The 23,292-nt window shown below is 61.3% G+C and carries 27 protein-coding genes, 1 tRNA gene and 1 other RNA gene; 19 read left to right on the top strand and 10 right to left on the bottom strand.

Annotation, left to right across the window (positions count from 1 at the left end; all coding sequences use genetic code 11):
• Positions 1 to 142: 142 nt before the first annotated feature.
• Positions 143 to 1,012 (top strand): PEP-CTERM sorting domain-containing protein, encoded by an 870-nt coding sequence (locus JWZ97_RS06110; RefSeq protein ID WP_205433910.1) that lies wholly within the window; start codon positions 143 to 145, stop codon positions 1,010 to 1,012.
• 477 nt (positions 1,013 to 1,489) lie between these two features.
• Positions 1,490 to 1,580 (top strand) — tRNA-Ser (locus tag JWZ97_RS06105).
• A 241-nt stretch (positions 1,581 to 1,821) separates the two neighbouring features.
• Here JWZ97_RS06105 and JWZ97_RS06100 read toward each other — a convergent pair.
• The 4 genes from JWZ97_RS06100 to flgA all read right to left on the bottom strand — a co-directional run bounded on the left by JWZ97_RS06100 (position 1,822) and on the right by flgA (position 4,563).
• Positions 1,822 to 2,588 (bottom strand): IS5 family transposase gene (locus tag JWZ97_RS06100; protein WP_205434573.1). Its coding sequence is split into 2 segments (ribosomal slippage): positions 1,822 to 2,213 and positions 2,213 to 2,588, totalling 768 coding nucleotides; the frame shifts between segments, so codons are not numbered across the junction.
• A 403-nt stretch (positions 2,589 to 2,991) separates the two neighbouring features.
• Complete coding sequence (locus JWZ97_RS06095) at positions 2,992 to 3,480, bottom strand: flagella synthesis protein FlgN (protein WP_205433909.1); 489 nt, start codon at positions 3,478 to 3,480, stop codon at positions 2,992 to 2,994.
• Between the two features lie 17 nt (positions 3,481 to 3,497).
• A complete protein-coding gene (flgM, locus tag JWZ97_RS06090; protein ID WP_205433908.1) occupies positions 3,498 to 3,785 on the bottom strand; it encodes a flagellar biosynthesis anti-sigma factor FlgM in 288 nt (95 codons plus the stop codon).
• An 82-nt stretch (positions 3,786 to 3,867) separates the two neighbouring features.
• Positions 3,868 to 4,563 carry a flagellar basal body P-ring formation chaperone FlgA gene (gene flgA, locus JWZ97_RS06085; protein ID WP_205433907.1) on the bottom strand — a complete coding sequence of 232 codons (696 nt, stop codon included), beginning with the start codon at positions 4,561 to 4,563 and terminating at the stop codon, positions 3,868 to 3,870.
• Positions 4,564 to 4,835: 272 nt separating this feature from the next.
• Here flgA and flgB point away from each other — a divergent pair, with 272 nt between their 5' ends.
• The 11 genes from flgB to flgL all read left to right on the top strand — a co-directional run bounded on the left by flgB (position 4,836) and on the right by flgL (position 14,973).
• Positions 4,836 to 5,228, top strand: coding sequence for a flagellar basal body rod protein FlgB (gene flgB, locus JWZ97_RS06080; RefSeq protein ID WP_205433906.1), 393 nt, complete (start codon positions 4,836 to 4,838; stop codon positions 5,226 to 5,228).
• Between the two features lie 2 nt (positions 5,229 to 5,230).
• On the top strand, positions 5,231 to 5,671 hold the full coding sequence (flgC, locus tag JWZ97_RS06075; RefSeq protein ID WP_205433905.1) for a flagellar basal body rod protein FlgC: 441 nt from the start codon (positions 5,231 to 5,233) through the stop codon (positions 5,669 to 5,671).
• Between the two features lie 17 nt (positions 5,672 to 5,688).
• A complete protein-coding gene (locus JWZ97_RS06070; RefSeq protein WP_205433904.1) occupies positions 5,689 to 6,357 on the top strand; it encodes a flagellar hook assembly protein FlgD in 669 nt (222 codons plus the stop codon).
• Positions 6,358 to 6,372: 15 nt separating this feature from the next.
• Complete coding sequence (gene flgE, locus JWZ97_RS06065; RefSeq protein WP_205433903.1) at positions 6,373 to 7,692, top strand: flagellar hook protein FlgE; 1,320 nt, start codon at positions 6,373 to 6,375, stop codon at positions 7,690 to 7,692.
• A gap of 99 nt (positions 7,693 to 7,791) precedes the next feature.
• The gene (gene flgF, locus JWZ97_RS06060; RefSeq protein ID WP_205433902.1) at positions 7,792 to 8,532 is read left to right on the top strand and encodes a flagellar basal-body rod protein FlgF; all 741 of its coding nucleotides are present in this window, start codon (positions 7,792 to 7,794) and stop codon (positions 8,530 to 8,532) included.
• 58 nt (positions 8,533 to 8,590) lie between these two features.
• A complete protein-coding gene (gene flgG / locus JWZ97_RS06055) occupies positions 8,591 to 9,379 on the top strand; it encodes a flagellar basal-body rod protein FlgG (protein ID WP_205433901.1) in 789 nt (262 codons plus the stop codon).
• A 16-nt stretch (positions 9,380 to 9,395) separates the two neighbouring features.
• On the top strand, positions 9,396 to 10,076 hold the full coding sequence (gene flgH / locus JWZ97_RS06050; RefSeq protein ID WP_205433900.1) for a flagellar basal body L-ring protein FlgH: 681 nt from the start codon (positions 9,396 to 9,398) through the stop codon (positions 10,074 to 10,076).
• A gap of 26 nt (positions 10,077 to 10,102) precedes the next feature.
• On the top strand, positions 10,103 to 11,209 hold the full coding sequence (locus JWZ97_RS06045; protein WP_205433899.1) for a flagellar basal body P-ring protein FlgI: 1,107 nt from the start codon (positions 10,103 to 10,105) through the stop codon (positions 11,207 to 11,209).
• Between the two features lie 10 nt (positions 11,210 to 11,219).
• On the top strand, positions 11,220 to 12,197 hold the full coding sequence (flgJ, locus tag JWZ97_RS06040; protein ID WP_205433898.1) for a flagellar assembly peptidoglycan hydrolase FlgJ: 978 nt from the start codon (positions 11,220 to 11,222) through the stop codon (positions 12,195 to 12,197).
• Between the two features lie 62 nt (positions 12,198 to 12,259).
• Entirely contained in the window at positions 12,260 to 13,960 is a 1,701-nt protein-coding gene (gene flgK, locus JWZ97_RS06035; RefSeq protein ID WP_205433897.1) for a flagellar hook-associated protein FlgK, read from the top strand.
• A gap of 2 nt (positions 13,961 to 13,962) precedes the next feature.
• A complete protein-coding gene (gene flgL / locus JWZ97_RS20000; protein ID WP_240342510.1) occupies positions 13,963 to 14,973 on the top strand; it encodes a flagellar hook-associated protein FlgL in 1,011 nt (336 codons plus the stop codon).
• Between the two features lie 59 nt (positions 14,974 to 15,032).
• On the opposite strand, the gene JWZ97_RS06025 is transcribed toward flgL, so the two are convergent.
• The 6 genes from JWZ97_RS06025 to ffs all read right to left on the bottom strand — a co-directional run bounded on the left by JWZ97_RS06025 (position 15,033) and on the right by ffs (position 18,684).
• Complete coding sequence (locus tag JWZ97_RS06025) at positions 15,033 to 15,374, bottom strand: histidine triad nucleotide-binding protein (protein ID WP_205433896.1); 342 nt, start codon at positions 15,372 to 15,374, stop codon at positions 15,033 to 15,035.
• Positions 15,375 to 15,428: 54 nt separating this feature from the next.
• Positions 15,429 to 15,641, bottom strand: a complete 213-nt coding sequence (locus JWZ97_RS06020) for a hypothetical protein (RefSeq protein WP_205433895.1) — start codon at positions 15,639 to 15,641, stop codon at positions 15,429 to 15,431.
• 113 nt (positions 15,642 to 15,754) lie between these two features.
• Entirely contained in the window at positions 15,755 to 16,351 is a 597-nt protein-coding gene (gene recR, locus JWZ97_RS06015; protein WP_205433894.1) for a recombination mediator RecR, read from the bottom strand.
• Between the two features lie 6 nt (positions 16,352 to 16,357).
• Complete coding sequence (locus JWZ97_RS06010) at positions 16,358 to 16,681, bottom strand: YbaB/EbfC family nucleoid-associated protein (RefSeq protein ID WP_205433893.1); 324 nt, start codon at positions 16,679 to 16,681, stop codon at positions 16,358 to 16,360.
• Positions 16,682 to 16,692: 11 nt separating this feature from the next.
• Complete coding sequence (dnaX, locus tag JWZ97_RS06005) at positions 16,693 to 18,543, bottom strand: DNA polymerase III subunit gamma/tau (protein ID WP_205433892.1); 1,851 nt, start codon at positions 18,541 to 18,543, stop codon at positions 16,693 to 16,695.
• 44 nt (positions 18,544 to 18,587) lie between these two features.
• An RNA gene (gene ffs, locus JWZ97_RS06000) (signal recognition particle sRNA small type) lies at positions 18,588 to 18,684 on the bottom strand.
• Between the two features lie 168 nt (positions 18,685 to 18,852).
• Here ffs and JWZ97_RS05995 point away from each other — a divergent pair.
• The 6 genes from JWZ97_RS05995 to folP are packed head-to-tail and all read left to right on the top strand — an operon-like array spanning position 18,853 to position 23,279.
• Positions 18,853 to 19,473: an L-threonylcarbamoyladenylate synthase gene (locus tag JWZ97_RS05995; RefSeq protein WP_205433891.1), complete on the top strand. Its 621-nt coding sequence runs from the start codon at positions 18,853 to 18,855 to the stop codon at positions 19,471 to 19,473.
• Positions 19,474 to 19,493: 20 nt separating this feature from the next.
• Positions 19,494 to 20,129: a site-2 protease family protein gene (locus JWZ97_RS05990; RefSeq protein WP_205433890.1), complete on the top strand. Its 636-nt coding sequence runs from the start codon at positions 19,494 to 19,496 to the stop codon at positions 20,127 to 20,129.
• An 8-nt stretch (positions 20,130 to 20,137) separates the two neighbouring features.
• Positions 20,138 to 20,953 carry a ScpA family protein gene (locus tag JWZ97_RS05985; RefSeq protein WP_205433889.1) on the top strand — a complete coding sequence of 272 codons (816 nt, stop codon included), beginning with the start codon at positions 20,138 to 20,140 and terminating at the stop codon, positions 20,951 to 20,953.
• Between the two features lies 1 nt (position 20,954).
• Positions 20,955 to 21,605 (top strand): SMC-Scp complex subunit ScpB, encoded by a 651-nt coding sequence (gene scpB / locus JWZ97_RS05980; protein ID WP_205433888.1) that lies wholly within the window; start codon positions 20,955 to 20,957, stop codon positions 21,603 to 21,605.
• The gene (gene rluB / locus JWZ97_RS05975; protein ID WP_205433887.1) at positions 21,526 to 22,443 is read left to right on the top strand and encodes a 23S rRNA pseudouridine(2605) synthase RluB; all 918 of its coding nucleotides are present in this window, start codon (positions 21,526 to 21,528) and stop codon (positions 22,441 to 22,443) included. The genes scpB and rluB overlap by 80 nt, the downstream gene beginning before the upstream one ends.
• Complete coding sequence (gene folP / locus JWZ97_RS05970) at positions 22,440 to 23,279, top strand: dihydropteroate synthase (protein ID WP_205433886.1); 840 nt, start codon at positions 22,440 to 22,442, stop codon at positions 23,277 to 23,279. The genes rluB and folP overlap by 4 nt, the downstream gene beginning before the upstream one ends.
• Positions 23,280 to 23,292 lie beyond the last annotated feature (13 nt).

Raw genomic sequence — 23,292 nt, 5'->3', positions numbered from 1 at the left:
CTGACGGCATTGTCAGTGCTACCGCCAGGCCTGTCAGGCTGCTGGTTCCAGTATATCGGTTTTCGGCTGGAATTCCGGCACGTCGAGCATTTGGCATTTTGCTTGCGTTACTGGTGGAAACTGCAAAATGAGAGACAGGACCATGAAATTCCAATTGACAGTGCTGTTATTCGCCAGTTTGGCCAGTTCTTCCATCATGGCCGGCCCGGTCTCGGTGGATGGCGATCTTAAAGACTGGATTCATACGCCTACCGGCAACGCGGACGATTGGAACCGCCTGCAACGTCCGGGAACCACGTTGTTCGCGAGCGAAGATCAGTCCGGGCGTGCCAGTGCTTACCTCGAACCGGGGTGGGGCGGGCAGGCTTACGACGCGGAGGCCATGTATCTGGAACTGGACGGTTCGACACTTTATATCGCTATCGTAACCGGTGTTACCCCCAACACGCGTGAATGGCGGCCCGGCGACATTGCGCTGGATTTCGGCAACGATCATACCTACGAATATGGGGTCGTGACGGTGGGCGATCCCGTGACCGGTACCGATCGCTGGGGCGCAGGAGTCGGAGTTGCCGGACAAGTTTACAAGGTCGATGCGTGGAACCTGGGGCTTTGGGAGTCGCCGGGCAAGATTAGCGAGTCTGAGACTCCCAGCGACTATCAACGTCAACACCCGACGTCGATCAATTCTGGCCAGGTGATAGGCGACGCTACGCTCTCCTACCGACCCGAGGGAGCGCGTTACAACGGGAAGCCACATCAGACGCTCGGCGCGTTGGGCGGTTCTCATTACTTGATCGAAGCGGCGCTCGATCTCAACCTGTTCGACGAATTCCGAAAAGGAACGGCGTCGAAAGGCTTTACTGTCCATTGGACCATGGGGTGTGCCAACGACTGGATCGCGCTCGACCCGCCCGTTCCGGGGCGAGTACCTGAACCTACCAGTCTTGGCTTAGTGGGTCTCGGATTGGTTGGCATGCTGGGAGGCAGGCGACAAAAAAGAATAAGCTGAAGCACAGATTAAGCTTCACATTTACCCTCTCTTCAATGGCCGTGCGCGAGCACGGCCTTTTTCTATGCGGTCGGCCCGCCTTAACTTAGCGTGACATAAAATCGAGACAGGGGCAGCATAGCCAAGTTGCCCGGCATGAAGATCGCGGAAATCATCGATCGCGTGTGACAACGCGTTGGGTCTTCAGAAGCGGTGTTTCACCGTGGGGTTCATAGCCCCCGCACCCCGTAGTATTTTCCTTGACCGCCGTATCACCACCCACCGTCTTGGCCGCGCCTGGATCAGCGCATTAATCGCCGGACGCGTCCAGAGGGCGAAGGGCCGTTTCAATTGCTGCGGGGACTGCCCCGCGATCTGTTCATGCAAGTACGCATCATCCTCCAGGGTCAGCTTATGGCCCAGCACGACGGACCCATGCTTCTAAATCAATGTGGGGCTGACAAACTCTCTCGGGCTCTATATAATTGCGGCTGTTTTGGAGAGATGTCCGAGTGGTTTAAGGAGCACGCCTGGAAAGTGTGTATACGTTAATAGCGTATCGAGGGTTCGAATCCCTCTCTCTCCGCCAGTCAATTGACGGCCGACTCTGACTCCTGAGCCGGACAGTCACACAGAACCCCGCATCACGCGGGGTTTTTTGCGTCAGGCTCCTGACTGCGCCTGCCGCCGCAAGCCCCGAACCCATCTCAGGGCCCCACGTCTCAGAACCTCCTGACTTTTCAGGGTGGTCAGTACGGAACTCAAGCTCCCAGCCATCCTGGCCGTACTGATTGGCTCGCAGGGAGTAAGCACCTGTCTAGATAGTGTCGTCATAAGATAGCGGCCCAAATAGCAATGCAGCGAATCTGCACCGCCGCCAAGAATGAAGCGGTATTTTTGGCATAACGAGTTGCAATACCGCGCCAGCGCTTCAGGTGTAGAAAGGCGTTTTCCACCAAATGCCGAAGGCGGTAAAGGTCTCGGTCATACGCGCGAAGTTCGGTGCGATTTTTCTTCGGCGGAATGACTACCGCCATATGGGCAGCTTGTGCTTGGGCGACGATGGCGTCCGTGTCGTAGCCTTTGTCCGCCAGCAGATGCTGGGCATCCAAACCCGCGATCAAGGTTGAAGCCTGCGTACAATCTGCCACGGCACCTGCTGTAACAATGACTCTGAGCGGCATACCATGCGCATCCACGGCCAGATGTATCTTGCTGTTGAGCCCCCTTTTGTGACCCCTATATCCTGGCTGCCCCCTTTGGCGCCCGCCGCATGTGGGTGGACTTTAATGTGGCTGGCATCAATCATCAGCCATTCATAGTCAGGTTCGATCACCAACTGTTCCAACAAGGATTCCCATATGCCTTTATCGCGCCAACGGCAAAAACGGCGATGGGTGTTTTTCCAATCGCCGTAGTCGGGCGGCAAGTCTCGCCACGGCGCGCCAGTGCGCAAAATCCAAAAAACCGCATTGATAAATCGGCGGTTATCGTGCGCTTTACCACCCCAAGCACCTTCTCGCCCCGGCAACCGCGGCTCCAATAATTGCCAGACTCGATCCGATATATCGTGTCGCCGATGCCCTGAATCCGCCATCTTTCCTTTCAAAGAAAATTTGAGATAGAACTATTCTCTCATAATCTTGTGACGACGCTATCTAGAACGCTTCCGACGTAGTCCTTGCCCAGCGTGACCCACTCTAGGGCGACGGTGACGGATGCCCAGCAGGCCAGCGAACCGCGTGACAGCCGCGGGCTTGCTTTGCAGTCATCAACGTCTAAGCGAATCTCACACCGCTCGGGCGCCGGAATGCGTTTTGACCGAGCCAACTCCAGGAGTACGCTTGGGGTACGACGGCAAGCGGGACTGGCATGGAGGAACAGGTAAGCTCAGAAGGAATTGGCCACCACCTGAGCTTCCCGGCGCCGGCCGAAAAATGAGGGCTGTGTCGTGTGAACGGAAGCCGAAGTGCGGGCAAGCCCTCGGGGGACGGAGCGACTCAGGCGGAGGTTAGCTTGCGCGAGGCGTATGGCTTGCGGCTGGCACCGTCCGGACCATAGACGAATTCCAGCGTGTCGCGGCCGTGCAACAGATCCAAGGCACGGTCCACGTGTTTGCCTAGCAGACCTATATAGGCACCGTTGATTTCGTTCAGTCGGCGACATTCGTTGCCGACCGCGCGAATTTCCTGCCAAATTTTTCGAAGTTTGAGTGCCGCCGGAGCTTCGGGAGGCAAGGCATTCAACAATATCTCGATTCCTTCCCGGCCGGGCGGCAATTTATATCTCCCGAGCAAGGTGTTTTGCACGTCCGTGATACCGTCTATTTCGCTGGCCAGCGCGGCTTTGGCCTTCCCCGTCGCGACGAGCCCTTCGGCATCGCGCAGCTTGAGTTGTTCGGTCTCACATACCAACAGATCGTGCATGGCCGACAGGCGCTGGTGGAGCGCGTCGAATTGCGCCCCTAGGGTGGTGATGTCATTGCTCATGCTCAGTCGACCCTAGTTTAGGGCAGGCCACTTTCGAAGTTCAAAATCTTATCCGCCAGCCGCTGAACGTGGACCTGGTAGTTGCCCGATTGCAGGGCATTGGATACCTGTTTCACCTTGGCATCGTCGACCGGTGGGACAGTTTCCAAGCTGGCGGTCAATGCGGTCAGCTTCAAAGACGTTTCACCAGCGCTCCCGCCGGCTGGCCGGGCCTGGTTTTCCGTGACGGACGCTTTTTCAGCGGGCTTGCTCTTGCTCGAAGCAACGGTGGTCTTGCTGTCGAAGCGGGTTAAATGTATGTCCATGACGGCTCTCCCCTTAAGATTCTGTCAGGAGTATCGGCGGGCGTGCTTGAATCTTGAGGAAAACCGCCGAATTTCCGGCGGCTTAATCCGAAACATTGACGACTCCTTCATTGACGACGGTGCCCGCGACAATGCGTTTGGATACTTCGTTACGTACCCGTATTCGTTGTCCGATCTCGCCATCCATCAATGCAATACCGTTCATGCTGATCTCGAAACCCGGGTTGCTTGCCTGGATGACGACCACCTGGTTGCGTCGTATGAGTTTAATCGATCCGAGATGATCGGAATTCAACACAGTACCGGCGGAAAGTGAGCGCCGCACCGGTTTGCCGACGGCCAATTCAGGTCTTGCCACATCGCCACCTCCGCGCAGTTGGGCGAGGTCGCGTTTTTCCAGGGTAAGGTCGGATGCGGCGACCAGTTCGCCCTGTTTCAGCGACCGCCGCAATACGGCCACCTCCCGGTAAACCCGCACATAAGCCCGATGATAAACACTCCATCCGGGTGTTCCGTCGCAACGTATGTTCAAGGATACATGGCCGGCGTCCCGGCTGCCGACTTGGCGGATGACCTTTAGATCATGCGGGCAAAGCGGCAATTGCAGTCGCTTGTCCAGCGGGGCGATGTCGATTTCATAGGTTCCCTCGGACTGGCGGAAATTTGACTCCAATTCCTGCCGTATGGCCGACAGGATGGACTCGTGAGGCTGCATGACATCCTCGGCCATTACAGGCCAGGCGATGCTGAGGGCAATGATGAGGGTCAGTCCGCGCATGGGGGTGCTCCTGTTCTTGCGTTCCTTATATGCATGATTGATGCCGTCATCTCGATATACCTCATCGGTCCGTGTCGGAGCGGCGTGCCACGCGCATTTTTGATCCGGGGGCAGCGATGTCGCCGGGCGGCTGGACCGCCCTGCCGGCGGCGGAAAATTGCCGCTTTCCGGCGCTCGAATCCAATAGCAAACAATAAGTAATTGAAATATATGACGATATTTTTTGGCCCTGAATGTGCTTGCCCTGCATCAACAGAGCGGAGGACACATCCATGGCGATCAATTTCGACAATGCATTGGGCATACACCCGCTTGCGTTGAGTTTGCGCGAGCGGCGCACCGAAGTGCTGGCTTCCAACATAGCGAATTCGGACACCCCCAATTACAAAGCGCGTGACCTCGATTTTCAGAGCGTATTGAAAGGCGTGAGCGAACCGGTGGCGAAGCTGGTGCAAACGCAGAAAAACCACCTGAGCTCTTCGGGAGCCGGTCACGAGAGCGAGCTGAAATACCGCGTGCCGGATCAATCCTCGCTGGACGGCAACACCGTGGAATCGCAGAAAGAGCAGGTGCGCTACGCACAAAACGCCATGGATTACCAGTTCAGCCTGCGCATCGTTAGCGACAAATTCAGCGGGATCAGGACCGCGCTCACTGGAGACTGATCATGTCATCGCTAAAAGTCTTCGATATCGCCGGTTCCGGCATGGCCGCGCAAAACCTCCGGCTCAACCTGGTGGCCAGCAATATTTCCAACGTGGACAGCGTCAGCAGCAGCATCAATCAGGTCTACCGCTCACGGCAGCCGGTGTTCGCGGCGCAGTTGCAGGCGGCGATGGGTGAAAAGGCGCAGATCGGCGGAGAGCAGGGGGCTGGAGCCGCCGGGGTGCAGGTTCTAGGTGTGGTCGAGAGCGAGGCCCCCCCGCACCTGGAGTATGCACCGGATCACCCGCTGGCCAACGAGGAGGGCTACATCTTTCGTTCCAACGTCAATACCGTGGAAGAACTGACCAACATGATCGCCGCATCGCGCGCCTACCAGGACAACGTGGAGGTCGCCAACACGGCCAAGCAGCTCATGTTGCAGACCCTGCGCATGGGGCAATAACGCTTTAGGAGGCGGCCATGTCCGTTGATATCAGCACTTTGCAATCTCTGGGCCTGACTCAAACGGCCCAGTCCACCAAGAAAAGCAACGAACTGGGACAGGATGCGTTCCTGAAACTGATGACCACCCAGCTGCAGAACCAGAACCCGCTGGATCCGCAGGACGGTGCGGCTTTCGTCGCTCAGTTGGCCCAATTCAGCATGGTCAGCGGCATCCAGTCTCTGGGCAGCAAGTTCGACAGCTTTTCCTCGTCGGTCACGGAAAACCAGGCTTTGCAGGCATCCCAGTTGATCGGCAAGGACGTCGCCGTCGCTTCGACCAAGGGCGTCCTCGGCGCCAACGGGGGAGTTTCCGGCCACGCGGTGTTGCCCGTGGAATCCGATCTCGTGACGCTGAGAGTGAAAAATTCCAGCGGGGTCACGGTGCGGACCGTGGACTTGGGAAGCCAGGCGGCCGGCAGGCTGGCATTCGAATGGGACGGTTTGAAGGACGACGGCGTGAGCCGGGCCGCACCGGGCGTTTACAGCGTGACGCTGGAAGCGATGCTCGACGGCAAGACTCAGGCCTTGGAGACCAATATCAGGACGCCGGTGGAAGCGGTGACGCTGGGAGGCAGCCAGGGTATCGAGGTCGATTTGGGCGTTCTCGGCCGACACGGTCTCGGGGACATACGCGAAGTTTTGTAATCTGGGAGGAGTGTCATGAGTTTCAATACTGCATTGAGCGGTCTCAACGCCGCATCCACCATGCTGAATACGATAGGCAACAATATTGCCAATTCCGGTACGACAGGATTCAAGAAGTCGCGCGCCGAATTTGCCGATGTATATGCGACCAGCGTAGGCGGCGGCGGCAAGACCACCGTCGGCTCCGGCGTGGCGACGGCTAACGTCGCGCAATTGTTTCAACAGGGAAATATCCAAAGCACGGGAAATACGCTCGATCTTGCCGTCAGCGGCGAAGGCTTCTTCGTGCTGGGCGACAGCGTGATCAATAGCTCCGAGCGTGTCTATACCCGGGCGGGCATGTTCCACACCGACAACCAGGGCTACGTGGTGAGCAACAACGGCCAGCCGTTGCTGGTACAACAGCCGCTGGGCTCCACCGTCGCGGATGGCTTCAATCCCCTGCAGTTGCAGCCGTTGCAGATCGACAGCAGCCAGTCGGAGCCGCAGGCGACCACGGCCGTTTCCGTGGGTTTCAACCTGGATGCCCGTAAGGAAGCCCCGGCCACGGCGTTCTCGGGTCCGGTCAGCGGCGTGGTCGATCCGAACACTTATACCCACGGGACATCGGTAACGGTCTACGACTCCCTGGGCAACGCGCACACCTTCTCGCAATATTTCGTGTCGAAAAACGATCTCGCCGCGACGCCCCCGGTGGTCAATTCCTGGTCCGTCTACAGCTACATCGACGATACCCAGGTAACGACCGCGGCTTCCGCCGGCGGACCGCCACCCAGCGACACCTTGACCTTCGACACTTCCGGCAATCTGGCAAGCATCAATGGCACGGCCGTGGCGACGGGAGGAAGCAAGCTGGCCTATACGTCGACGACCATCGCACCGAATGCGGATCCGATGACGGTCAGCCTGGATCTGGGCAACAGCACCCAGATCGGCAGTGATTTCGTGGTCAGCGCGCTGACACAGGACGGCTTGGCCAGCGGCCGGCTGAGCAGCATAGATATCGACGACTCCGGCACCGTCTTCGCCCGTTTCAGCAACGGCGCCAACGAACCCCTGGGGCGCGTGGCGCTGGTGCGTTTCGACAACCCGCAAGGCCTGGCCAAGCTGGGCGACACCCAGTGGGGGGAAACGGCCAGTTCGGGCGCGCCCAAACAGGGATCCGCGGGAGTCGGCGGCTTCGGCGATATCGCGTCGAGCTCCCTGGAAAGCGCCAACGTGGAACTGGCGGCGGAACTGGTGAATTTGATCATCGCCCAGCAGGCCTACCAGGCCAATGCGAAGGCCATTTCCACCGAGAATGAAACGATCAGAAGCTTGATGCAGATCCAATAAACGAAACTTGAGCCGGGTATCGGTTCGACGAGTACCGGGGAACGCGGCAAGTCCGCCCGGCCCTTATAGCCGATACCCCATTTCGAAAAGGTAACAACCATGGATCGCAGTCTATTTGTCGCCATGAGCGGGGCCAAGGAGATACTCCTGGCCCAAAACGCCAACGCCAACAATCTGGCCAACGTCAACACCACCGCGTTCAAGGCCGACCTGGAGCAGTTTCGCAGCCAGCCCTTGTTCGGACCCGGACATCCGAGCCGGGTATTCGCCATGTCGGAGCGCACCGGTGTCGATTTGTCGGCGGGACCGCAGGTCACCACGGGACGGAATCTTGACATGGCCATCAATGGCGAAGGCTGGTTCGCCGTGCAGGCCAAGGACGGCACGGAGGCCTATACGCGGGCAGGGGAATTGCATATCGACGAACAAGGACGGTTGCTGAATGGACAGGGGCTGCCGGTGATCGGCGCCGGCGGGCCTATCACGCTACCACCGGCGGACAAGGTGGACATCGGGATAGACGGAACGGTCAGCATCATCCCGCAGGGCTCCAACGCTGCGGGACTGGCGCAGTTGGACCAGCTCAAGCTGGTCAACCCGCCCCGCAGCGAATTGGAAAAAGGCCTGGACGGCCTGATGCGCCGGGCGAGCGGACAGCCGGCTCCGGCCAACCCCGATGTGAAGCTGGCGAGCGGGGTTTTGGAAACCAGCAACGTGAGCTCGGTGGAAGAAATGGTCCGCATGATAGAGCTGCAGCGGCATTACGAGATGCAGATCAAGATGATGAAGGCCGTCGAAGACAACGAAGCGGCCAGCGCCCAGCTCATGCGCATGGGCTGAACCTAAGAATTCGAGTTAGTCAGCGGTGCCCGGCACCGCCGTTTGTGAGGATACCGCCATGACCACACCATCCCTTTGGGTCGCCAAGACCGGCCTGGATGCCCAGCAGACCCACATGCAGATCATTTCCAACAACCTGGCGAACGTCAACACGACGGGTTTCAAGAAAGAGCGCCCGATGTTCGAGGATCTGCTGTACCAGAACGTGCGTCAGGTCGGCGCGCAGGCGACGCAGAACAACATATTGCCCTCGGGCCTGCAGCTAGGCACCGGCGTGCGCACGGTGGCGACCCAGAAGATCCATACCCAGGGCAACATCGTCCAGTCCGGCAATTCCCTCGACATCGCCATCAACGGGCGCGGCTACTTTCAGATTTTGATGCCCAACGGCGATATCGCCTACAGCCGCGATGGTTCATTCAAGATGGACGCGACGGGCCAGATCGTCACCAACGGCGGCTATCCGCTGGAGCCCGCCATCACCATCCCGCAGGATGCCAGCAGCATCACCATAGGCAGCGACGGCACGGTGACCGTGACCCAGCCGGGCAACGCTACCCCTGTCCAGGTCGGCGACATCCAGCTGGCCGATTTTCCCAATCCGGGCGGGCTGGAGCCGGTCGGCGAGAACTTTTTCCGCGAGTCCGCCAGCAGCGGAGCGCCCCTGACAGGCACGCCCGGCCTGGACAGCTTCGGCAAGGTCACCCAGGGCTCGCTGGAAACCTCCAACGTCAACGTGGTGGAAGAGCTGGTCAACATGATCGAAACCCAGCGCGCCTACGAGATGAACTCCAAGGCGATCGAAACCGCCGATCAGATGCTGAGCTTCGCCACCCAGACCCTGTAATTGAGGAGTTGTAGCCATGAAACGCCTGATCCCGCTTTTTCTGGTCGCCACGCAATGGGTCGGCTGCGCCTCGCTCCTGAACCCGCCGCCCACCCGCGACCCGGCCTATGCGCCGGTGCGGCCGGTGGAAATGGCCCAGGCGCCGATGAATCCGGGCGGCATCTACCAGCCCGGTGTGGACATGCGTCTGTTCGAAGACGTCAAAGCCCGCCGGGTCGGCGACCTGTTGACCGTGCAGTTGGTGGAAACCACCGACGCCAAGAAGAAAGCCGACACCAGCGCCAACCGCAGCGCCACCACTTCGGTCAAGGCACCCATGCTGATGGGGCAGGAAGCGGCCGAGATACTCGGATATAACGTAAAAACCAGCCTGGAGTCGGAACACGATTTCGAAGGCAAGGGCGACTCCAATCAGAGCAACGCGCTCAAGGGTGTGATCAGCGTCACGGTCGTCGAGGTCTTGCCCAACGGCAACCTGCGCGTGCGCGGCGAGAAACGGGTGGGACTCAACCAGGGTAACGAATACATCAAGCTGTCGGGCATCGTCCGGCCTGCCGATATCGATACCAATAACACCGTGCTGTCCACCAAGGTGGCCGATGCCACCATGATTTATAACGGCGAAGGCGTGGTCGCGGATGTCAACCGCATGGGCTGGCTGCAGCGCTTCTTCACCAGTTTCCTATTCCCGTTCTGATGGCCGCGCGCTTGAGGAGACCGACCATGAATATCCAAAGATACCAACGCTGGGCTTCCGTACTACTGGCCCTCGCGATCGTCGCACCGGCCGCGCAGGCCGAGCGCATCAAGGATCTCACCCAGGTGGCCGGGGTGCGCAGCAACCAGCTCATCGGTTACGGCCTGGTGGTCGGCCTCACCAATACCGGGGACAAAACGCGCTTCACCAGCCAGGCCCTGCGCAACATGATGAACCAATTGGGCATCACCTTGCCGGCCGGCATCGATCTCAGGTCGAAAAACATTGCCGTGGTTTCGGTGCAAGCGGAACTGCCGGCGTTCTCCAAGCCGGGGCAGACCATAGACGTCAACGTCGGCTCCCTGGGCGATGCCAAGAGCCTGCGCGGTGGCAGCCTGCTGATGACGCCTCTGAAGGGCGCGGACGGCCAGGTCTACGCCATCGCCCAGGGCAATCTGGTGGTGGGCGGCTTGAGCGCATCCGGGCAGGATGGTTCCAAGATCACCGTCAACGTGCCGAGCTCAGGACGTATACCCAACGGCGCCACGGTGGAACGGGAAGTTCCGACCGGATTCGCGCAGGGCGGGGCCATGGTGCTGAACCTGCATACGCCCGATTTCAGCACGGCCAACCAGATCGCCGCCGCGATCAACCGCGCCTACGGCGAAGGCACGGCGCGCCCGATAGACGGCTCGTCGGTGCAGGTGGCGGCGCCGCGCGATCCGGCCCAACGGGTGTCTTTCGCCTCCATGGTGGAAAACCTGAACGTCAGTCCGGGCGATGCGGCCGCCAAGGTCGTCGTCAATTCGCGTACCGGCACGGTGGTCATCAGCAACCATGTCCGGGTGCAGCCGGCGGCGGTTTCGCACGGCAATCTGACCGTCACCATCACCGAACGCCCGCAGGTCAGCCAGCCCGGCCCGTTCGCCGGAGGCCAGACGGTGGTGACGCCCAAGTCCGACATCAATGTGCAGGAAGAGGCCAATCGGGCTTTCGTGTTCAACCCCGGCGTGACGCTGGACGAGATCGTCAACGCAGTCAACAAGGTGGGCGCGGCGCCCAGCGACCTGGTGGCCATACTCGAAGCCCTCAAGAGCGCCGGCGCCTTGCGCGCCGAACTCATCGTGATCTAGGAGAGCCGTCATGATCAAGGCTAGCGGCACCGCCGACGTCTACAGCGACTTTTCCGGGCTCGCCAAATTGCGCGGCCAAGCGAAGGAAAACTCGCCCCAGGCTTTGCGCGAAGCGGCGCGTCAATTCGAATCGGTCTTCGTTCAGATGGCGTTGAAGAGCATGCGACAGGCCACCCAGGAATCGACCTTGATGAATACGGAGCAAACCAAGGCCTACCGCGATATGTACGACCAGCAACTGGGGCTGGAATTGAGCAAGCACTCCAAGCTGGGCTTTTCCGACATGCTGGTACGCCAACTCGGTGGCCAGCCGGGCAAGGATGGAACGGCATTGACCGGCAAGACCGTGGTCGATTACCGCCGCGAGGCCTTGCCTGCGATCCGAAGTGGCGCTTCCCACCTGAACGAGGAACACGCGCAGGCGGTGAAGCTGATCGACAGGCTCACGTCGGCGTCGCCGGCCAGCCCTGTGCGGGTCGCGTCGGTGGCGAACGACGGCAAGGCCGGCTTCGACGGACCGGAAGATTTCGTCGCCACCTTGTGGCCGGAGGCACAACGGGCGGCGGCCGAATTGGGCGTCGACCCCAAGATGCTGCTGGCCCAGGCGGCATTGGAATCCGGCTGGGGCAAATCCCTGCCGCGTACCGCCGATGGGCAGAGCAGCCACAATCTGTTCGGCATCAAGGCCGATCGCAGCTGGGTAGGGCAGAGCATCGCCAACACCACCCTGGAATACGAAGGCGGAGCCGCGACGAAGACCCGTGCGGCCTTCCGCTCCTACGACAGTTATGCCGACAGTTTCCGCGACTACGTCCATTTCCTGCGCGCCAATCCGCGCTATGCCGACGCCTTGCAGAACACGGACAATCCCGAGCGCTTCATCGCGGGTTTGCAAAAAGCGGGCTACGCGACCGATCCGTCCTATGCCCGCAAGGTCTTGTCGATTTATCACGGCCACGAGGCCTTCGAGGGGCTCGATGTCACCTGAATCGCTACACCCGAACGCCATAGCGCCGATAAATTCGTAGCAGGGTCGAGAGGTTAATCATCATGTCCAGTGGACTATTAGGCATCGCGACCTCGGGGCTGTTGGCCATGCAAAGGGCCATGGCCACGACCAGCCACAATATCACCAACGTCAATACCGAAGGCTACAGCCGCCAGCGCGCCGAACTGGCGGCGTCGACCCCGCAATACGGCGGATCGATCGGTTATCTGGGCACGGGCGTCAACGTCCAGGCCATCACCCGCAGTTACGACCGCTTCGTCAACGAGCAGGTGCGGTCGAGCACCTCGGCCTGGGGCGAGTTGGATGCCTATCACAATCTGGTCAGCCAGATCGACAGCTTCATCGCCGACAGCGATGCCAGTCTCTCGCCGGCTTTGCAGGGTTTCTTCAGCGGGCTGAACGGCGTGGTCAACGAACCGACATCCACACCGGTGCGCCGGGTGCTGATGACCTCGGCGGAAACCCTGGTGAACCGTTTCAACACGATCAACCAGACCTTCGACGACCTGCGCAAGCAGGCGAGCCAGAATCTCAGCACCAGCATCGACCAGGTCAACTCGCTCGCTTCCAACATCGCGTCGCTGAACGAGAAGATCACCACCTCGCCCGGCCTCCTGAGCGGCGATCCGCCCAACGATTTGCTCGATCAACGCGACAAGCTGCTGAACGATCTGGCCAAGCAGGTCGATATCCAGGTGCTCGAACAGGACGACGGCTCGATCAACGTCTTCATCGGCTCCGGCCAGTCCCTGGTGATGGGCGTCCGCTCCGCCAGTCTGAAAGTGCTGGATTCGGCCTATGTGGGCGCCGATACGGACATCGCGCTCTACGCGCCCGGTGCCAGCCGTTATGCCGTCGTGACCGACCAGTTGACCGGCGGCCAACTCGGGGGTTATCGGAATTTCGTCGACCAGGTGCTCGACAAGGCCCAGAACGATTTCGGCCGGCTGGCGGCCAGCCTCGCGACTCAGTTCAACGACCAGCACAAACTGGGTTACGACCTCAACGGCAACACCGGCATCGCGTTTTTCAAGGAGCCCACGGTGACCGTCATGGGTAAGGCGACCAATACGCTGTCCCCCATCCCGGCTACGTTCGCCACCTACGGCAATTTCAACACGATGACCGGCGACGATTATCAGGTCGATATCACGGCGACCGGTACGCGCATCACCAACCTGCATACGCGGACCGCAACCGACTTTCCTGCGGCGACCACGGCGGGCTATCCGGTGATCACGCACGAAGGCGTTCAATTCGACGTGACCGGGGCCGCCGTGGGCGATACCTTCCTCGTGCTACCCACCCGCCATGCGGCGAGCGATATCGCCCTCGATCCCGGACTGAGCGATCCCAGCATGGTCGCCGCCGCCAGGAACTCGACGGCCACGCCGGCTACGCCGCCGCCGCACGGCCCGGCCTTGAGCGACAACGGCAATGCGCTGGCGCTGCTCGATCTGCAAAACGCCAAACTGCTGCTGAACGGGCGAGCTAGCTACCAGGAGGCTTATAACGGCATCGTCGGTGAAATCGGCACCCTGGCCAAGACGGCCGAAATCAATGTCACGGCGCAAAAGAATCTGCTCGACAACGCGCGGCAACGGCGGGAATCCCAGGCCGGCGTCAATCTGGACGAAGAGGCCGCCAACCTGATCCAGTTTCAGCAGGCCTACCAGGCGGCGGCGCAAACCGTCGCCACGGCCCGCACCACTTTCGACACGCTGCTCGGCGTATTGAGTTAGCCATGAGAATCTCGACACCGTTCACCCAGGAAATCAGTGTCAACGCGATGCTGGAACAACAGGCTAAGATGGCCAAGAGCCAGGCTCAAATGGCGTCGGGCCTGCGGGTGGAAACCCCGTCCGACGATCCGCCGGCCATGGTACGCGCACTGGTGCTGCAGGACTCCATCGCCCAGACCGAACAATATAAGACCAATGTGACCATGGCACGCTCCCGCTTGTCTCAGGAGGAGGGGGCTCTGGACGGGGTCGGCAACACCTTGCACAGGCTCAACGAGCTCGCCATCCGCGGCGCCAACGACAGCTTGAACGCCAGCGACCGGCGTTCCATCGAAGTGGAGGCCCGGCAATTGCTGGAACAGCTCAAGGATTTGATGAATGCCAAGAACGACAGCGGCGAGTTCATGTTCGGCGGATTCGTTTCCACCACCGAACCGTTTTCCCTGGACGCCACTGCCGGCAGCGCCACGCAAGGCAGCTACATCTATCGCGGCGACGGCAATCAGCACGCCACCCGGATAGGTCCCAATTTCACCATGAAGGATAGCGATCCCGGCGACGCCGCCTTCGAAATCAACACCGCCGCGACGCCCACGGTGCCGCCGGTGACGGTTTGGCCGCCCTCCGTTCCGGCCAGTATTACCCGCCCCTGGAACAATCCCGCCGCGACGCCGCCCACCGTGCCCGAGCCCAATATCCTCAATGTGGTGTTCAACTTTGCCGAGAACATGGCCAACAATACCCCCGACCCCATGGACATCGAGCGCATCCAGCGGGCGATCACCAAGGTGGAGGATGTACGGGTCACCATAGGCGCCCGGCTGAGCGCCCTGGACAGTCAGGAGGACCTGCAGGTCAAATTCGTCGCCGACGAGAAAGGCTATCTATCGACCGCGAGGGATCTGGACTATTCGGAAGCCATCAGCCGCTACAACCTGCAGAGCACGGCCTTGCAGGCGGCGCAACAGTCGTATGCCAAGGTGCAGAAGCTGTCCTTGTTCAACTATCTGTAGAAATTTCGATGCTGCGCTAAAAGGCCCGCATCAAGCGGGCTTTTTCGTCTGGGCGGAGCTTAGCCGGGCGGCCAGCTCAGGCGCCTGCCACCGAGCAGATGGATGTGCACGTGATAGACCTCCTGCCCGCCGTGCGCACGGCAATTGATCACGGTGCGATAACCCTCGGCCAGATTCTCCTGCCGCGCGATCAGCGGGACAGACAACAGCAGTTCGCCGGCCAGGGCCGCGTCTTCGGGCTTGAGCTCGTCCAGGGTCGCGATGTGTATCTTGGGAATGATGAGGACATGGGTCGGCGCTTGCGGGCGGATGTCGCGAAAGGCCAGCACATGGTCGTTCTCGTAGACGACGTCCGGCTTGATCTCGCCGGCGACCATCTTGCAGAACAGGCAGTCGGTCATGGGGTGTGTTCCTCGAAGTGGGGCGTGGTCGGGGCGGTTTCTGAAGCCACTGCTTCAGGCCAGGAAGATGGATTCGCTGGCCGGATCGATTTCGCCCGACGTGGCGCCGAATTTATGTTCGTCATTGGTATAAACGAGATAAACGAATAATCCGACGATAGCCAGCAACAGCCAGTATTTGATCCAGAACAGGGTATGCATGACGTGCAACAGATGCGGATGTTGCAGCAAGAAGAGGTTGATTGTGTCCAGCAGGCTTTCGATCATCGCCGATCTCCGGTATGGACGCGTCGAGCGCGGGATTTGGTCGGGCGTTTTAGTCCGGAACCGGGGCGGCAGTCAAGCATACGCATCGTTGCGGGCACTCGGGCGGAGCGCCGCTAAAAGTCCTGGCGACCGTTGAACGCGTGGGCCAGCGTCGTTCCGTCCACATATTCCAGTTCGCCGCCGAAGGGAACGCCGTGCGCGATGCGCGTGGCGCGCACACCATAGGCCCGCGCCATTTCGTGGAGATAGTGGGCGGTGGCCTCGCCTTCCACGGTGGTGTTGGTCGCGAGGATGAGCTCTTTAACGACCCCGGCACCCAGGCGTTTTTCCAAGACATCCAGCCCCAGCTCGGCGGGGCCTATGCCATCCAGTGGCGAGAGGCGGCCGTTGAGGACAAAATACCGGCCCTTGAAGCCGGTGGACTGGTCGATGGCGTAGACTTCGGCCGGCGACTCGACGACACAGAGCAGGGTGTCGTCCCGGCTGGGACTGGCGCAGACGGGACATATCTCGCCTTCGGTCAGGGTGCGGCAGTTACGGCAATGGCCGATGCTGTCCAGCGCCGCCAGCAAGGACTCGGCGAGGACGCGCGCGCCTTGGCGGTCGCGCTGCAAGAGGTGGAAGCTCATGCGCTGAGCCGATTTTGGGCCGACGCCCGGCAGGCAACGCAGCGCCTGCATCAACTGGGCGAGTTTCCCGGTTTGCCGCATGACGGATCAGAACGGCATCTTGAAGCCGGCCGGCAAGTCGATGCCTCCGGTGAGGCCGGACATCTTTTCCTGCTTGATCTTGGCAACCTTGCGCACGGCGTCGTTGATGGCGGCGGCAACCAGATCTTCCAGCATGTCGCGGTCTTCCTTCAGCAGGCTGTCGTCGATGCTGACCTTCAGTGCTTCGCGCTTGCCATTTAGTACGATCTTGACCAGCCCGCCGCCGGATTCCCCCTGGATTTCCAGGGCGGCCAGCTCTTCCTGGGCCTTTTTGAGGTTTTCCTGCATTTGCTGGGCTTGCTGCATCAGCGCGGCGATGGGGTTTTTCATGACGGTCTCCGTTAATCGATGGGTTTGATGGAGCCGGGCACGATGCGTGCCTCGAAGCGCTCCTTGATGGCGATGACATTGGGATCGTGTTCGATCTCCCGCTCGGCCGCACGCTGGCGTTCCTCCCGTTCGCGCTGGAGTTGCAAAGCCGGTGTTTCCTGGCGGGGTGTCTCCAGCTGGAATTGCAGCTTTAGCGGACGGCCGAAATGAGTCTGCAGGGAATTTTCCAGGCGCGCTTCGGTTTGTGAGGTGCGTATCTGCGCGTAGGCCGGGTCGAGCGCCAGCACCACACGGGACTCCTCGATGGCCAGCAGCACGCAATTGCGCGCCAGTTGCAGGGCTGGACCGGCCAGCCCCAAGGCACGGATCAGATCCGTCCAATCGGTCCCAGGCTTAGCCATTGCCGATTCGGGCGTGACGGCAGGGCAGGGCGGGGCGGATTCGCTGTCTGCCGCCTGATTCGCCGCTTCGATCGGTTGGGGCTGTGTCATCTCGGAACGATCGGCAGCTCCGCCAGATGGCGATACGCGTTCGGCCGCGACGATATCCAAGGTGCGTTCCGGCACTATCGACGGGGCTGCTTCGATTTTTTCTTTGCGGGCGACGGGCGCGTCGGTTTGCGGCGTCGATCCGCGCGGGGTATTGGAAAGACCCAAACTGGCTTTGACCGACTGTAGGCCGGCCACTGGACCGGACTGTGCGGGCGGCCGGGCTTCCGGGGTCGGGTGGGTGGCCTTGACCGGACTTGGCGGCGTAACCGGCCTGTCTTCCGAGCCCGGTCCGGTGGGACGGAAGGCCAGCATACGCAGCAATACCATTTCGAATCCGCCGCGCGGCTCCGGCGCCAGCGGGAGGTCACGCTGGCCGATCAGGCCGATCTGGTAGAAGAGCTGCACGTCTTCGGGATCCAACTGACTGGCCAGGGCCGACAGACGGTCCGCATCTTCGTCGTGGCGGAGGGTTTCGGGTACCTGCTGGGCCAGCGCGATGTGATGCAGCACGATCAGGAACTGCTGGAGCACGTCGGCGTAATTCGGCGCGTGTTCGGACAGTTCGGCTACCCGGGCCAACAGCGTCCCGCCGTCGCGCTCGGAAAGGGCGGTTAGAAGGTCGAAGACCGGCTTGCGCGAGACGGTGCCCAGCATGGAGCCAACCTGGGCATCGTCCAAGCGTCCGCCGCCGTGCACGATGGCCTGATCCAGCAGGCTCAGTCCGTCGCGCATGCTGCCGTCGGCCGCACGCGCGAGCGAACGGATGGCGTTTTGATCGTATTCGATCTGTTCCTGGCGCAGGATGGTTTCCATCTGCGCGCGGATCTGATCGGGCGTCAGCCGTTTCAGATTGAACTGCAAGCAGCGCGAGAGCACCGTGACGGGAATCTTCTGCGGGTCGGTGGTGGCCAGCAGGAACTTGACGTGCGGAGGCGGCTCTTCCAGGGTCTTCAATAAAGCGTTGAAGCTGTGCCCGGAGAGCATGTGGACTTCGTCGATGAGGTAGATCTTGAAGCGTCCCTGAGCCGGCGCGTATTGCACGTTTTCCAGCAGGTCGCGCGTGTCTTCCACCTTGGTGCGGGATGCTGCGTCCACCTCGATCAGGTCGACGAAGCGGCCTTCGTCCACTTCCCGGCAGATGAGACACTCACCGCAGGGATCGAAGCCTTGACGCGATTCGCAATTGATGGCCTTGGCCAGGATGCGGGCGAGAGTGGTCTTGCCCACGCCGCGCGTGCCGGTGAACAAATAGGCATGGTGCATGCGGTCGAATTCGAGCGCATGGGTTAGCGCCCTGACGACGTGCTCTTGACCGACGACTTCGCTGAACTTACGCGGCCGCCATTTGCGGGCCAGCGCCTGATAGGCCATGCTCAGCCTTGGGAGTGGAGTGCGAGGAGAGATAGGGTGGCAAGTCGGGAAAGCCGCACCCCGGCACACGAGTCCGCTGCTACCGTTGCTCCCTTCCGGGCCTGGCGGGGTTCACAGCGTATCATTGCGAGGGGACCAACTCGACTCGCCATAATAACCGTTATTGCGCCCGTGACACTTGGCTCAGGCAGCAAAGTCCGCTCACTATACGGGAGCTGCGTCGAACTTGCAAGTGTTGCCGGCTAAGTTTTGTAAGCCCCCGAGTTTTCGTGCACCCAGTCGGCGCTCGATTCGTAGTAAACTGTGCCGATGGTTCAATTCGTCTCCATACACCCCAAGACTCCCCAGCCCCGATTGATACAGCGCGCGGCGGACGTGGTCCGTGGCGGCGGTCTGATCGTTTATCCCACCGACACGTGTTACGCATTTGGTTGCCGCCTGGACAGCAAGGATGCATCGGATCGGATACGCCGCATACGGCAGTTGGAGGAGAGCCATAATTTCACGATCATTTGCCACGATCTTTCCCAGGCCGCGGCTTTCGCCAAGATCGGCAACGAGGCGTTCAGGCTGATCAAGTCGCTCACGCCGGGCCCCTACACCTTCATACTCAAGGCCACCCGCGAGACGCCCAAGCGCCTGCAGCATCCCAAGCGCAAGACGATAGGGATCAGGCTGCCCGATCACGCCATCACCCAGGCTTTGGTGGCCGAACTCGGCGAACCGCTGTTCAGCTCCACCTTGCTACTGCCCGGCGACGAAGACGCCTTGTCCGATCCTTACGACATACGGGAGCGATTGGATAATGAGGTCGACCTGATCGTGGATGCCGATGTCGTGCCCGCCGAGTACAGTACCGTGATCGGCCTCACCGAGGACGTGCCCGAACTGATACGGCAGGGCAAGGGCGAAGTTCATTTCTTACGCTAAAAACCACCGGTATTTTCTCAATGGAAAAATTGACTCTGGTTCAAGGTTTCACCGTCATGATCTTGCCGGTACTATTTGCCATAACCCTACACGAAGTGGCCCACGGCTGGGTGGCCAAGATGCTGGGCGATCGCACCGCGGAAAAAATGGGCAGGCTGTCGCTCAACCCGCTGCATCATATCGACCCTATCGGTACCCTGCTGGTCCCGGGCGTGTTGTATGCCGTGGGAGGAATCATCTTCGGCTGGGCCAAGCCCGTGCCGGTGGATTTCGGCCGCCTGCGCAAACCGCGCCGCGACATGGTCCTGGTGGCCGTGGCGGGCCCCGCCGCGAATCTGCTGATGGCCTTGGCATGGGCGCTTATCGTACGGCTCGCCCATGTAATCGGCATCGAATTCTTCGAACTCATGGGTTCGGGAGGCATTTCTATCAACCTGTTACTTATGCTGCTCAACCTGCTACCGATTCCTCCGCTGGACGGCGGGCGCATCGCGCTGGGCCTGCTGCCGCCGCGTCTGGGATACAAATTCGGCAAGTTGGAACCCTACGGATTTTTTATCCTGCTGGTGCTGATCGCCACCGGCTTGCTCTCCAACATCCTGGGCCTGCCCTTGATGTTGATGCAGAAGATCCTGTACGGCATCGCCGGGATTTGAATCGCGCGATGAACGAACAGGTCATCGACCTCCCGACCCCGGCCCCCATCGCGCTCGTACACGGCTCGCCTTACACCGCACTGCCGGAGGATTTGTACATCCCCCCCGATGCGCTCGAAGTTTTCCTGGAAACCTTCGAGGGACCGCTGGATCTGCTGCTCTATCTGATACGCCGGCAGAATTTCGATATCCTCGACATCCCCATCGCGGCCATCACCAAGCAGTACATCGGTTACATCGACATGATGAGCGAGCTGCGCATGGAACTGGCGGCGGAATACCTGCTGATGGCGGCCATCCTGGCCGAGATCAAGTCGCGCATGCTGTTGCCGCGCCCGGCCAGCGAGGAGGCCGTGGAAGAAGATCCCCGCGCGGAGCTGGTCCGGCGCCTGCAGGAATACGAGCGCTACAAGGCGGCGGCCGAGGGCTTGGACCGTCTGCCGCGCGCGGAGCGCGATTTCTACGAACTCGGCGGCGTGGACGTGAGTGCCATCGAGGTGCGCAAGATCTATCCAGAGGTCGACCTGAAGGAGCTGCTGCTGGCTTTCGAAGACGTCTTGCGGCGCGCCGAACGCAGCACCCATCACAAGATCGTGATGGAACCGCTGTCGGTGCGAGAACGCATGAGCCAGGTGCTGGAAAAGCTGCGCAGCCGGCCGTTCGCCGCCTTCCAGGATTTGTTCCTGCGCCGCGAAGGACGGCAGGGCGCCCTGGTCTCGCTGCTGGCCATATTGGAATTGAGCAAGGAGAGGCTGATCGAGATCGTCCAGGACGAACCGTTGGGTGATCTGCACATCAAACCCTTGCGCGTGGCGGGCGACTGAGATGGTTCTGAAAAACATCCTCGAAGCCGCGCTGTTCGCCGCCGCCCGGCCGTTGAGCCTGGCCCAGTTGCAAGCCCTGTTCGACGAAGCCGAGCGGCCGGAAACGGCGGAATTGCGCCGGGCGCTGTCGGAACTCGGCGGCGATTATGCCCAACGTCCGCTGGAGCTCAGGGAAGTCGCCTCGGGCTACCGTTTCCAGGTGCGTACGGCCTATTCACCCTGGATTTCCCGATTGTTCGAGGAGCGGCCGGGCCGTTATTCCAAGGCCTTCCTGGAGACCCTGGCCATCATCGCCTACCGGCAGCCCGTCACGCGCGGCGAGATCGAGGACATCCGCGGCGTCGCGGTGTCTACCCAGATCATCAAGACCTTGCAGGAACGCGACTGGATCCAGGTGGTCGGCCACAAGGAGGTGCCCGGCCGGCCCGGTCTGTACGCCACCAACCGCAACTTCCTCGATTACTTCAACCTCAGGAGCCTGGACGATCTGCCTCCTCTGCAGACCTTCATCGACCGCCTGGCGCAGGCCGCCGAACCTGAGCTACCCGAACCCGTTCCCACTTTGGAAATCCATGAGCCATCCGAAACACCCGCGCCCGAGTTCGGCGCGCCCGAAGAATCCTCCGAACCGGCCGAGTCGGCCGACACCTGACTCGCGCCCGCAAACCGAGGCGGCGGCCGAATTCAGCGAGGTCGGCGAGCGCATCCAGAAGGTGCTAGCCCGCGCGGCCCTGGGTTCGCGGCGCGAGATCGAAGCATGGATCGCCGGCGGCGAGGTTCAGCTCAACGGTCAGCCGGCCAAGCTGGGCGATCGCTGGAAACCGGGCGACCGTCTGGTCGTGCGCGGACGCCCCATCAACCTGGACAAGCGGATCAACGCTCCGACCCGTGTGCTCCTTTACCACAAGCCGATAGGCGAGTTGGTCAGCCGCCGCGATCCGGAAGGGCGACCGGTCGTCTTCACCCAGTTGCCGCGATTGGAATTCGGCCGCTGGATCGCCGTCGGACGGCTGGATATCAACACCCAAGGCCTGCTGCTCGTCACCAACAACGGTGAACTGGCCAACCGGCTCATGCATCCTTCGCGGGAGATCGAGCGTGAATACGCCGTGCGCGTGCTGGGACGGATCAGCGAAGAAACGCTGGAGCGCTTGCGCCAGGGAGTCGAACTGGAGGACGGCCGCGCGCGTTTCGAGACGCTGGTCGAAGCAGGCGGCGAGGGCGCCAACCGCTGGTATCACGTGACCATGAAGGAAGGCCGCAATCGCATCGTCCGGCGCTTGTGGGAGTCCCAGGGCGTCGTTGTCAGCCGCTTGATCCGTGTACGCTTCGGCTCCATCGCCCTGCCGCCCCGGCTCAAGGCCGGCGTATGGGCGGAACTGCCGGCCGACGAACTGGAGGCCTTGATGGCACAGGTCGACCTGAAGGCGCCGAGGCGCGAACCTGCCGCCGGTCGGCCGCGTCCGCCCCGCCACGGGAAGCCGCGATGAGCCGCCTGGGCAAGCTGTTCGAACCGGGCCGGCCGCTCATCATGGGCATACTCAACGCGACCCCGGACAGCTTTTCCGACGGCGGCCTGTTCGTCGATCCCGCGGCGGCCTTGGAGCATGCCCGGCACATGGTCGAGGAAGGGGCCGATATCATCGATGTGGGCGGCGAGTCCACCCGGCCGGGATCCGATCCGGTCGCCGCCGAAGATCAGATATTGCGCGTCGTTCCGGTGATCGCCGCCTTGCGGGCCAGCTTGCCGAAAGGCCTGCTTATCAGTATCGACACCACCCGGGCCGGCGTCGCCGAGGCGGCTTTGGAGGCCGGGGCCGACTTCATCAACGACATCAGCGCGGGGCGCGACGACCCCGCCATCCTGGCCCTGGCCGCCCGGCGCGGCGCGCCCATCGTCCTGATGCACATGCAGGGCAGTCCGAAAACCATGCAGGACGCCCCGGTGTACGGGAGCGTCGTCGACGAGGTGCTGGCTTTCCTGCTGGAGCGGGCTGCAGCCGCCCGCGCCGCTGGCGTGCCGTCCGAGCACATCCTCCTCGACCCCGGCATCGGTTTCGGCAAACGGCGCGAAGACAATCTGACGCTGTTGGCCCATCTGTCCCGCTTCGTTGCGACCGGGTATTCCGTCCTGCTGGGGACCAGCCGCAAACGTTTCATGGGCGCGGTTTGCCACGAGACCGACCCGCAACGCCTGGTCGGCGCCACCGTCGCCACCACGGCCCTGGGCGCTGCGGCCGGCGTGAGACTGTTCCGCGTCCACGATGTGCGCGAAAATCGCCAGGCCGCGGAGGTCGTTCACGCCATACGGCAAATCGGCGTCTGAGCCTGAAACCGAG

The organism is Methylococcus sp. EFPC2 (assembly GCF_016925495.1).
Taxonomy (GTDB): Bacteria; Pseudomonadota; Gammaproteobacteria; order Methylococcales; family Methylococcaceae; genus EFPC2.
The sequence above is the reverse complement of the archived record's forward strand: the minus strand, read 5'-3'. Positions and strand labels throughout refer to the sequence as shown.

Bases quoted from the DNA above. Each gene is read 5' to 3' on its own strand.
- JWZ97_RS06110 (WP_205433910.1), top strand. From the start codon at position 143: ATGAAATTCCAATTGACAGTGCTGTTATTCGCCAGTTTGGCCAGTTCT.
- JWZ97_RS06095 (WP_205433909.1), bottom strand. From the start codon at position 3,480: ATGAGCAATGACATCACCACCCTAGGGGCGCAATTCGACGCGCTCCAC.
- flgM (WP_205433908.1), bottom strand. From the start codon at position 3,785: ATGGACATACATTTAACCCGCTTCGACAGCAAGACCACCGTTGCTTCG.
- flgA (WP_205433907.1), bottom strand. From the start codon at position 4,563: ATGCGCGGACTGACCCTCATCATTGCCCTCAGCATCGCCTGGCCTGTA.
- flgB (WP_205433906.1), top strand. From the start codon at position 4,836: ATGGCGATCAATTTCGACAATGCATTGGGCATACACCCGCTTGCGTTG.
- flgC (WP_205433905.1), top strand. From the start codon at position 5,231: ATGTCATCGCTAAAAGTCTTCGATATCGCCGGTTCCGGCATGGCCGCG.
- JWZ97_RS06070 (WP_205433904.1), top strand. From the start codon at position 5,689: ATGTCCGTTGATATCAGCACTTTGCAATCTCTGGGCCTGACTCAAACG.
- flgE (WP_205433903.1), top strand. From the start codon at position 6,373: ATGAGTTTCAATACTGCATTGAGCGGTCTCAACGCCGCATCCACCATG.
- flgF (WP_205433902.1), top strand. From the start codon at position 7,792: ATGGATCGCAGTCTATTTGTCGCCATGAGCGGGGCCAAGGAGATACTC.
- flgG (WP_205433901.1), top strand. From the start codon at position 8,591: ATGACCACACCATCCCTTTGGGTCGCCAAGACCGGCCTGGATGCCCAG.
- flgH (WP_205433900.1), top strand. From the start codon at position 9,396: ATGAAACGCCTGATCCCGCTTTTTCTGGTCGCCACGCAATGGGTCGGC.
- JWZ97_RS06045 (WP_205433899.1), top strand. From the start codon at position 10,103: ATGAATATCCAAAGATACCAACGCTGGGCTTCCGTACTACTGGCCCTC.
- flgJ (WP_205433898.1), top strand. From the start codon at position 11,220: ATGATCAAGGCTAGCGGCACCGCCGACGTCTACAGCGACTTTTCCGGG.
- flgK (WP_205433897.1), top strand. From the start codon at position 12,260: ATGTCCAGTGGACTATTAGGCATCGCGACCTCGGGGCTGTTGGCCATG.
- flgL (WP_240342510.1), top strand. From the start codon at position 13,963: ATGAGAATCTCGACACCGTTCACCCAGGAAATCAGTGTCAACGCGATG.
- JWZ97_RS06025 (WP_205433896.1), bottom strand. From the start codon at position 15,374: ATGACCGACTGCCTGTTCTGCAAGATGGTCGCCGGCGAGATCAAGCCG.
- JWZ97_RS06020 (WP_205433895.1), bottom strand. From the start codon at position 15,641: ATGATCGAAAGCCTGCTGGACACAATCAACCTCTTCTTGCTGCAACAT.
- recR (WP_205433894.1), bottom strand. From the start codon at position 16,351: ATGCGGCAAACCGGGAAACTCGCCCAGTTGATGCAGGCGCTGCGTTGC.
- JWZ97_RS06010 (WP_205433893.1), bottom strand. From the start codon at position 16,681: ATGAAAAACCCCATCGCCGCGCTGATGCAGCAAGCCCAGCAAATGCAG.
- dnaX (WP_205433892.1), bottom strand. From the start codon at position 18,543: ATGGCCTATCAGGCGCTGGCCCGCAAATGGCGGCCGCGTAAGTTCAGC.
- JWZ97_RS05995 (WP_205433891.1), top strand. From the start codon at position 18,853: ATGGTTCAATTCGTCTCCATACACCCCAAGACTCCCCAGCCCCGATTG.
- JWZ97_RS05990 (WP_205433890.1), top strand. From the start codon at position 19,494: ATGGAAAAATTGACTCTGGTTCAAGGTTTCACCGTCATGATCTTGCCG.
- JWZ97_RS05985 (WP_205433889.1), top strand. From the start codon at position 20,138: ATGAACGAACAGGTCATCGACCTCCCGACCCCGGCCCCCATCGCGCTC.
- scpB (WP_205433888.1), top strand. From the start codon at position 20,955: ATGGTTCTGAAAAACATCCTCGAAGCCGCGCTGTTCGCCGCCGCCCGG.
- rluB (WP_205433887.1), top strand. From the start codon at position 21,526: ATGAGCCATCCGAAACACCCGCGCCCGAGTTCGGCGCGCCCGAAGAAT.
- folP (WP_205433886.1), top strand. From the start codon at position 22,440: ATGAGCCGCCTGGGCAAGCTGTTCGAACCGGGCCGGCCGCTCATCATG.